Origin of the sequence: Streptomyces herbicida, assembly GCF_032656585.1 — a bacterium.
GTDB lineage: Bacteria > Actinomycetota > Actinomycetes > Streptomycetales > Streptomycetaceae > Streptomyces > Streptomyces herbicida.
The window spans coordinates 73438-79908 of record NZ_JAUYWJ010000034.1 but is presented as its reverse complement, the minus strand read 5'-3'; the positions used below and the strand labels follow the sequence as shown (position 1 = coordinate 79908).

The following is a 6471-nucleotide window of genomic DNA, read 5'->3' as shown; positions in this document are numbered from 1 at the left end:
GCCGGCCCGCGTTGCGGGCCGGAGCCGGGCTATGCCCGGCTGACGGCTTCCGCTGCGCTCCAGCCAACCCGCGCTGCCGCGCGGGTGACGGGCCTTCGGCCCTCGCCGCAGCTGGGGGGGTGGGGGTGGCCCGCTCGGCTGGCCTGTATGCGAGGAGATGTGAGGCCGAGTCAGGGGCGGGTCTTCGGGAGGGGTGCGGCTGTGAACAGGCGGGGTTGCGCTCCCTCCGGTGCGGTGGAGATCCGGGTGGGCGTTTTTCGAGGATGCTTCAAAAAGAAATGCAGATCGATTCTGGATCAAGGCTTCCTTGCCTCTGCCCCCGGCGCGCGGTGCTGTCGCCGACCACTGAAACTGTGCAGTGTCCAGGAACCGGTCCAGAGAGCAGGCTTGCTGACTGGCAGTCACTGCATAGTGAATGGCGTGCGCTTGGGCTTGTAGCCGGGCGGCTGAAGTACGAACCGAACGACAAGCCACCCCCTCCCCCGGGCCTTACCCGCTCAGCCCTCAACCCTCATCGAGATTCAGCGGCAGCCTTCAGCACCACATCAGCGCTCCATCTTCAGCACACTCAACGAACCACCAGCCCAGACGTACTGAAAGACAAACACCGAACCATCTCTACCCTACGCTGACTGCCTTTCACTTCCCTTGTGAACTGCGTCTTCTGCAGTGACGTTCCATGACGCGCACCGGTGACAGCATGCCCGTCTGTCCGCTCCTGGGCGTGAACCTTCGCCAGATCGCTCACAGCCCCACCCATGCGCAGAAAAACTGGCTCCTGACAGTCGTCGACCACTGAAACTGTGCAGGAAGGGGAACGGTCCAGCGCCGGTAGCTGGCTTGGATTGCTACTTGACGAAGCAAGGTACCTTTCCTAGCCTGTATTTCATGCGTACGACACACGATGCCCAACTGCTCAAAGGGGTGCTGTCGCCGCTGCTGCTGTGGCTGCTCGCCGAACGCGAGTCCTACGGCTACGAGTTGGTGCAGCGGCTGCGCGCGGCCGGGCTGTCGGGCATCTCCGACGGCACGGTCTACCCGGCGCTGTCACGGCTGGAGCGGGAGGGGCGCATCAGCTCCCGGCTGGTCGCGTCGCGCTCCGGCCCGGCCCGCAAGTACTACCGCCCCACCGACAGCGGCTACGCCGCCCTGGCTGAGGCGACCGCGGACTGGCTGGCGCTGGCCGCCACCGTCAACGGTGTGCTGTCGCGCCCGATCCCGCCCACTCCCGCCCCACCGGCCGAGGAGACCTGAGATGACCCATACCCTGACGGCCATCGACCAGCTGCGCATCGAGTACGCGGTGTGGCGCCTCGACAGCCTCCTCTACGACCTGGGCTGGCGTTCCCGCGTGGCCAAGCGCCGCGAGGTCCGCGCCAACCTGCACGCCGCCGCGGCCGACGTCGGGACCACCGAGGCGCTGCGCCAGTTGGGCGGGGTACGGCGGCTGGCCGCCGAGTACTTGGCTGCCGAGTACGGCGACTGGGGCCGGCGTCCCACCTGGACGACCGGGGCGGTGTGCATGCTCGTTGTCCAGTTCGGCAGCTACGCGCTGATCGAGGCCGGCCGGTCGGCCTTCACCGCCGGTGTTCTCGCCGCCCACCCGCACCCGCAGGGCACGTACCACTGGGCCGGGATCCCGTACCTGAGCGCCGACGCCACGGTCACCTTCACCGGCACCGGCCACTCCTCGCTGGGCGGCGCCTATACGCCCCTGGTCTACCTGGGCATGCTCGCCGCCTTCGTCGTCGGCGCGCGACTGTGGCGTCTCCTGCCCCCGGGACGCCGCCACCAAGCCACCACTTCGACCGCTGAGCCCGCAGAGGGTTCCCGATGAGGCGTCTCCTGCTTACCTTCGTGCTGTCCGCGGCGCTGCTCGCCTCAGGTGCGGCATGCCCCGCCGTCGCAAGGTCGTCGGCACGGGCGCCCGCGGTCGACCTGCGCGACGCGCTCCGGCCGGTCCTCGCCGCCGGCGCCCCGGGCGCCATCGCTCTCGTCGGACACGGCCGCCGCACGCACAGCGCGGCGGCCGGTACCGCCGACCTCGGCACCGGCGGGCGCATGCGGACCGGCGACCACGTCCGCGTCGGCAGCGTCACCAAGACCTTCGTGGCGGTCGTCGCGCTGCAGCTCGCCGCCGAGGACCGGCTGGACCTCGACGACCCGGTCGGCCGCTGGCTGCCCGGGGTGCTGCCCTATGCCGGCCGCATCGCCGTCCGCCAGCTGCTCAATCACACCAGCGGCGTCCCCGACTACGTCGAGGGGCTCCTGCAGTACAACGCGACCCAGCCCGGCACACCGTGGCTGCGCCACTGGGAGCCCCGCGAGCTGGTCGGCTTCGTCGCCGGCGACCCGCCACTGTTCGCCGGCGGCAGCGGATGGCAGTACTCCAACACTGACTACATCCTCGCCGGCATGATCGTCGAGAAGGTTACGCACCGGTCGCTGGCCGACGAGGTCGACCGACGGGTGATCGACCGGCTCCGGCTGCGTGACACCTCGTTTCCCACTGACGAGCCGGCCCTGCCCCGCCCCGCCGCCCGCGGCTACATGGACCCGGGCCCGGCCGCGGCGCCGGTCGACGTCACCGAGTACAACCCCACGGCACTCTGGGCTGCCGGCGCCATGGTGTCCACAGTGGGCGATGTGGCCCGGTTCTACCGGGACCTGCTCGGAGGCCGACTGCTGCCCGCGCCCCAGCTGGCGCAGATGCTGACCTTCGTCGACGCCGGCGGCTTCGGCTACGGCCTGGGCATCGCCCGCATCCCGACCCCGTGCGGCCCGGCCATCGGGCACGACGGGGCCGTGCCCGGCTTTGCCACGAACGCGTTCGCCAGCCCCGACGGGCACCGACAGGTCGTCGTCACATCGAACCTTTCCCCGGGTCGACAGGCCCAGGTCCAGGAAGCGTTGGTGCCGACGCTCTTCTGCAACCACGAACGACAGGCCGGACCAGCGTGACAAGGCGGTGAGCTCGCGCAGGGCTCTTCCACCCAGGGCAGCCACGGCTGGTGCATGGTCTCGATCCGGCAGCTCGGCTGCCGGATCGGCGGGGCCGTGTTCCATAGGCGGTCGCTCATGAAACAGTCCCGGCGCCCGCGCTCCACCCTCATCCGCGAATCGCGGGACGGGTGACGGCGGCCGGCAGAACCGCTCAACACCGGTGAGCCGCTGGGCTGGGGTCGGAGAGCTGGGCGATGAGGTGGGCCAGGCCGTTCTCGGCCTCGCCGCCCGAGGCGCCCACCTCGGGGACGATGTCGGCGGCGCTGCGGCGCAGTTCCAGCCAGCCCAGGTAGGCGGCGTAGGCGGTGATGGACTGGCAGCGTGCTGCCTCGGGATCGAGGCCGAGACGGGTGTAGAGCTCGGTGAGGAAGTCCAGCCGCTCGCGCGTCACCCGGCGCAGCACCGGCGCGACGGCGGGATGGTCGGAGTGCGCGACGATGGCCGGTTCCAGTCCGGTGAAGGGATCCTCGGTCAAGGCGGTGGTGAACAGGGCGCGCAGCCGCTCCGCCGGATCTGCGACCTTGCTCACGGTCTCGATCACCGCGGTGGTCCCTTCCCGGGCCCACAGCTCCAGCGCCGCTGTCAGCAGTGCGTCGCGGTCGGTGAAGTGCCAGTAGAAGCTGCCGCGCGTCGCGCCGAGCTCGTCGGCGAGTGCGTTGACCGAGACCGCGGCCACTCCCCCGCGCGCCAGCGCCCGTAGGGCCGCTTCGATCCAGTCCCTGGGTGTGAGCCGCCTTCTCGCCATGGCCGTACAGTACTGTATGGTCAAACCGTACAGGGGTGTATGGAAAGGGGTTTTGATGAGGCTCTCAGGCGTGGTGACCGCGGTGGGGCTGGCGGCGGCAGGGCTGATGCATGTGGTGTGGATCTTCTCTCCCTGGCCGTTGGCCAGCCGTACGGACTACGCCCGCACGGTGGTCGGGGTGGCCGAGGCGGACCTGCCGTCCGCGCCGCTGACCGCGACGGTGGCGGCACTGCTGTTCCTGGCGGCCTACCTGGTCGCCGTGCGGTCAACCGCAGTACCGCCCGCCCTGCCCGGCTGGGTGAACCGCAGCGGACCGTGGGTGGCGGCCACCATGCTGCTCGGACGCGGGCTGATCGGCACAGTTGTCTCCGCGCTCGACCTGACGGACGCCCCCTCCGACTACACGCGCTGGGATCTGCGGCTCTACTCCCCGCTGTGCCTGCTGCTCGGCGGCCTCAGCCTCTACGTCGCGAAAGCCGCCATGTCACGAAAAGAGGAATCGTGATGAACGCAGTCCTCGACCGGTTCCTGCCCCCCTACGACCACCGAGTGATCCACAGTGTGCGCCTGGCGGCACCTCCGCAGCAGGTACGGGCTGCCATGTTCGCCGTCACACCGGCAGAGCTCACCTTGCCCGGGCACTGATGGCGATCCGCACGCTGCCGACCCGGCCGCGCGGCGGCGCCTCAGTGCTGGACAGCCCAGAGCCATTGGTCGACCTGTTCCGCGCCAACGACCGCTGGGTGCCATCGGGCCAGTGCTGTCCCGTGGCTTCCCGTCCGACGGGCAGACCAGGGCTACCAGCTCATTGGCGGGAGTCAATGAGCGAGAAACCCAGGCTCGTGTTCGGGGCGGCCGCGGCCATGCAGCTCAACAACGAGCACGTGCAAGAACAGCTGCGGGAACGACGCGTTGCGCTGGCACAGGTGCGGGCCTCGATGAAGGCACTGGAGGCGGATGCCTACGACGACCCGGCGGCTGGCCTCAACTGGCTGCGCGCCTACCTGGCGGGCGAATCCGAACACCCAAGCGACAGACACATCGTGGTCCATGGCGGCGGCCATCACGAAGGCGATCGCCCGGCGGGCGGCCGAGGGCGGCCGGGCGCGCGCGGCGGAACTGACCGAAGTCACGCTCACGTTCGTCGCCGACCACGACCAGGTGCGGGCAATCCTCTGGCGCGACCTGCAGGACTGGGCCGGATTGCCCAGGATCGCGGTCAGCGCCCCGGACAGCCCGGGAGCGCGGGACATCCGCGCACTCATGGCCGCCGTCGTACCCGCGCTCGAGCCAAGTCTGCTCCGCCGTGGCTCGCGCCGCTGTTGAGCGACGACGCCAATCCGAACCCCTGGGCGGACTTGCAGGAGGTCGCGCGTGCCGACCCCCGGTTCCGCGTGAAGGCGTACATCAAGCGCGTTCGCAAGCTCGACACCAAGCGGTAGTCCGTCCGGCGGCCCCAGCGCCTACGAGGACTGCGCCATCGCTCCCGCCATGAGCGAGGAAAGCCCCGACGGCGGGGGCTGGGGCATGGACCGCTACATCTTTCGCACCGCGACGCGGCCAAGTTCGGCTACCTCGGCGACACCGAGGACTTCTACGAGAAGGGTCCCGGCTTCGCCGACAGCGACATCAAGTGGTGCATGGCGTCCGCACCGGACCGGATCCCGCATTGTTCATGCCGCGAGGGTCTCGGGGCGTTCGACGAGGTGGCCGCGTTCGAAGCGGGCCCCGACCCGGACCAGGGCGACGAGGTGGGCCGCATTCACCGCGCCAGTGGGCCTGGGCGGACTCGACCAGCTTGAAGACCATTGCCAGCCCGGCCGCCCGGTTTTCCGGCGCCCTTGGTCACCTACCTCCGCAGTCGGTGGCGAAGGTTGACTTCGCTGGCTTCGGCCTCGGCAATCGGCCCCCATCGAATTGGCCATCGCCGGCGCCGACAGGCGTTCGATGACGGCCTGCGGTCGCCGCACCACATGGTCGTCGCCGCAGGTGAGCGGGAGTGGGACCGCTTCGAGACGTCAAGCGCCGCCGTTCAACCGGGTGGGGCCAGGTGGCCAATATTGAGGGGCCGCTGAACGACATCCGAGCCAACTTCGCCTCTGCGCGGCCACCGTCGACCGCCCCACCTTCAACGGCGCCATCATCCAGACCGGCACCGAGCCCTACCGCCTCGCCCACCCCAAGGCCCAGGCTGAACGAGCCGAGGCCAGCTGACCGGCCGCCACACGGGCCCCGCAGGCCGCGCAGCCTTCCCCCTGACGTCAGTCCGCGCAGCCGCGCCCGGCCGGCGCCCTGGTCCTCATGGTGCGCCGACTCGTCCGGCACCGAGCGCGGAGGCCCCGCCGACGCGCAACACCCTCGAGGACCGCCCGAACCCCCGAGGCTCCACCGCACCACGCCCGCCCTCCCCTTTCCTTCTTTCTTTCTTTCTGGGCGAGGGCGTTGTGGGGGTGCAGAGGGGGATGTCGGGCACCCCGACCACGCCGAAAAGGCTTGGTGAGCTGCGGATACGCCGTCAGATGCCGGGGAAGGGCGGACAGTTGTCGGCGGGGTTGTCGGAGGGGTCCCCGGCGGGGTTGCGGGCGTGGTCGGCGGCGGGGCTATCGCATCGTGACGCTGGTCGGGCCTTCGTGGTCGGTCCTCTGGTCGGGGCCGGCTGCTGGTCTGGACGTACGCGCGGCGCAGGACAGGACTGGCGCCGCACCGTACGGAAGGGGGCGACG

7 protein-coding genes and 1 pseudogene are annotated in these 6471 nt (G+C 70.3%); 6 read left to right on the top strand and 2 right to left on the bottom strand.

Annotation, left to right across the window (positions count from 1 at the left end; all coding sequences use genetic code 11):
• The first annotated feature begins 888 nt into the window (after positions 1-888).
• Genes Q8A52_RS44095 through Q8A52_RS44085 form a run of 3 tightly spaced genes read left to right on the top strand, consistent with a single transcriptional unit; the run spans position 889 to position 2961 of the window.
• On the top strand, positions 889-1254 hold the full coding sequence (locus Q8A52_RS44095; RefSeq protein ID WP_316763170.1) for a PadR family transcriptional regulator: 366 nt from the start codon (positions 889-891) through the stop codon (positions 1252-1254).
• A 1-nt stretch (position 1255) separates the two neighbouring features.
• Entirely contained in the window at positions 1256-1837 is a 582-nt protein-coding gene (locus Q8A52_RS44090) for a hypothetical protein (protein ID WP_316763168.1), read from the top strand.
• On the top strand, positions 1834-2961 hold the full coding sequence (locus Q8A52_RS44085; RefSeq protein ID WP_316763165.1) for a serine hydrolase domain-containing protein: 1128 nt from the start codon (positions 1834-1836) through the stop codon (positions 2959-2961). The genes Q8A52_RS44090 and Q8A52_RS44085 overlap by 4 nt, the downstream gene beginning before the upstream one ends.
• 193 nt (positions 2962-3154) lie before the next feature.
• Here the strand turns inward: Q8A52_RS44085 and Q8A52_RS44080 are convergent, their stop codons facing one another.
• A complete protein-coding gene (locus Q8A52_RS44080) occupies positions 3155-3748 on the bottom strand; it encodes a TetR/AcrR family transcriptional regulator (RefSeq protein ID WP_316763163.1) in 594 nt (197 codons plus the stop codon).
• Positions 3749-3803: 55 nt separating this feature from the next.
• Between Q8A52_RS44080 and Q8A52_RS44075 the strand changes: the two genes are divergently transcribed.
• The 3 genes from Q8A52_RS44075 (at position 3804) to Q8A52_RS44065 (ending at position 5074) form a co-directional block, all read left to right on the top strand.
• Positions 3804-4253 carry a DUF3995 domain-containing protein gene (locus Q8A52_RS44075; RefSeq protein ID WP_316763160.1) on the top strand — a complete coding sequence of 150 codons (450 nt, stop codon included), beginning with the start codon at positions 3804-3806 and terminating at the stop codon, positions 4251-4253.
• Positions 4253-4393 (top strand): hypothetical protein, encoded by a 141-nt coding sequence (locus Q8A52_RS44070; RefSeq protein WP_316763157.1) that lies wholly within the window; start codon positions 4253-4255, stop codon positions 4391-4393. The genes Q8A52_RS44075 and Q8A52_RS44070 overlap by 1 nt, the downstream gene beginning before the upstream one ends.
• 405 nt (positions 4394-4798) lie before the next feature.
• Positions 4799-5074, top strand: coding sequence for a hypothetical protein (locus Q8A52_RS44065; protein ID WP_316763154.1), 276 nt, complete (start codon positions 4799-4801; stop codon positions 5072-5074).
• A 347-nt stretch (positions 5075-5421) separates the two neighbouring features.
• Here Q8A52_RS44065 and Q8A52_RS49345 read toward each other — a convergent pair.
• A pseudogene (locus Q8A52_RS49345) lies at positions 5422-5590 on the bottom strand (IS256 family transposase); the annotation flags it as partial.
• Positions 5591-6471: the final 881 nt, after the last annotated feature.

Excerpts from the sequence above, each read along its gene's own strand:
- Q8A52_RS44070 (WP_316763157.1), top strand. The coding sequence starts at position 4,253 with ATGAACGCAGTCCTCGACCGGTTCCTGCCCCCCTACGACCACCGAGTG.
- Q8A52_RS44080 (WP_316763163.1), bottom strand. The coding sequence starts at position 3,748 with ATGGCGAGAAGGCGGCTCACACCCAGGGACTGGATCGAAGCGGCCCTA.
- Q8A52_RS44085 (WP_316763165.1), top strand. The coding sequence starts at position 1,834 with ATGAGGCGTCTCCTGCTTACCTTCGTGCTGTCCGCGGCGCTGCTCGCC.
- Q8A52_RS44095 (WP_316763170.1), top strand. The coding sequence starts at position 889 with ATGCGTACGACACACGATGCCCAACTGCTCAAAGGGGTGCTGTCGCCG.
- Q8A52_RS44065 (WP_316763154.1), top strand. The coding sequence starts at position 4,799 with ATGGCGGCGGCCATCACGAAGGCGATCGCCCGGCGGGCGGCCGAGGGC.
- Q8A52_RS44075 (WP_316763160.1), top strand. The coding sequence starts at position 3,804 with ATGAGGCTCTCAGGCGTGGTGACCGCGGTGGGGCTGGCGGCGGCAGGG.
- Q8A52_RS44090 (WP_316763168.1), top strand. The coding sequence starts at position 1,256 with ATGACCCATACCCTGACGGCCATCGACCAGCTGCGCATCGAGTACGCG.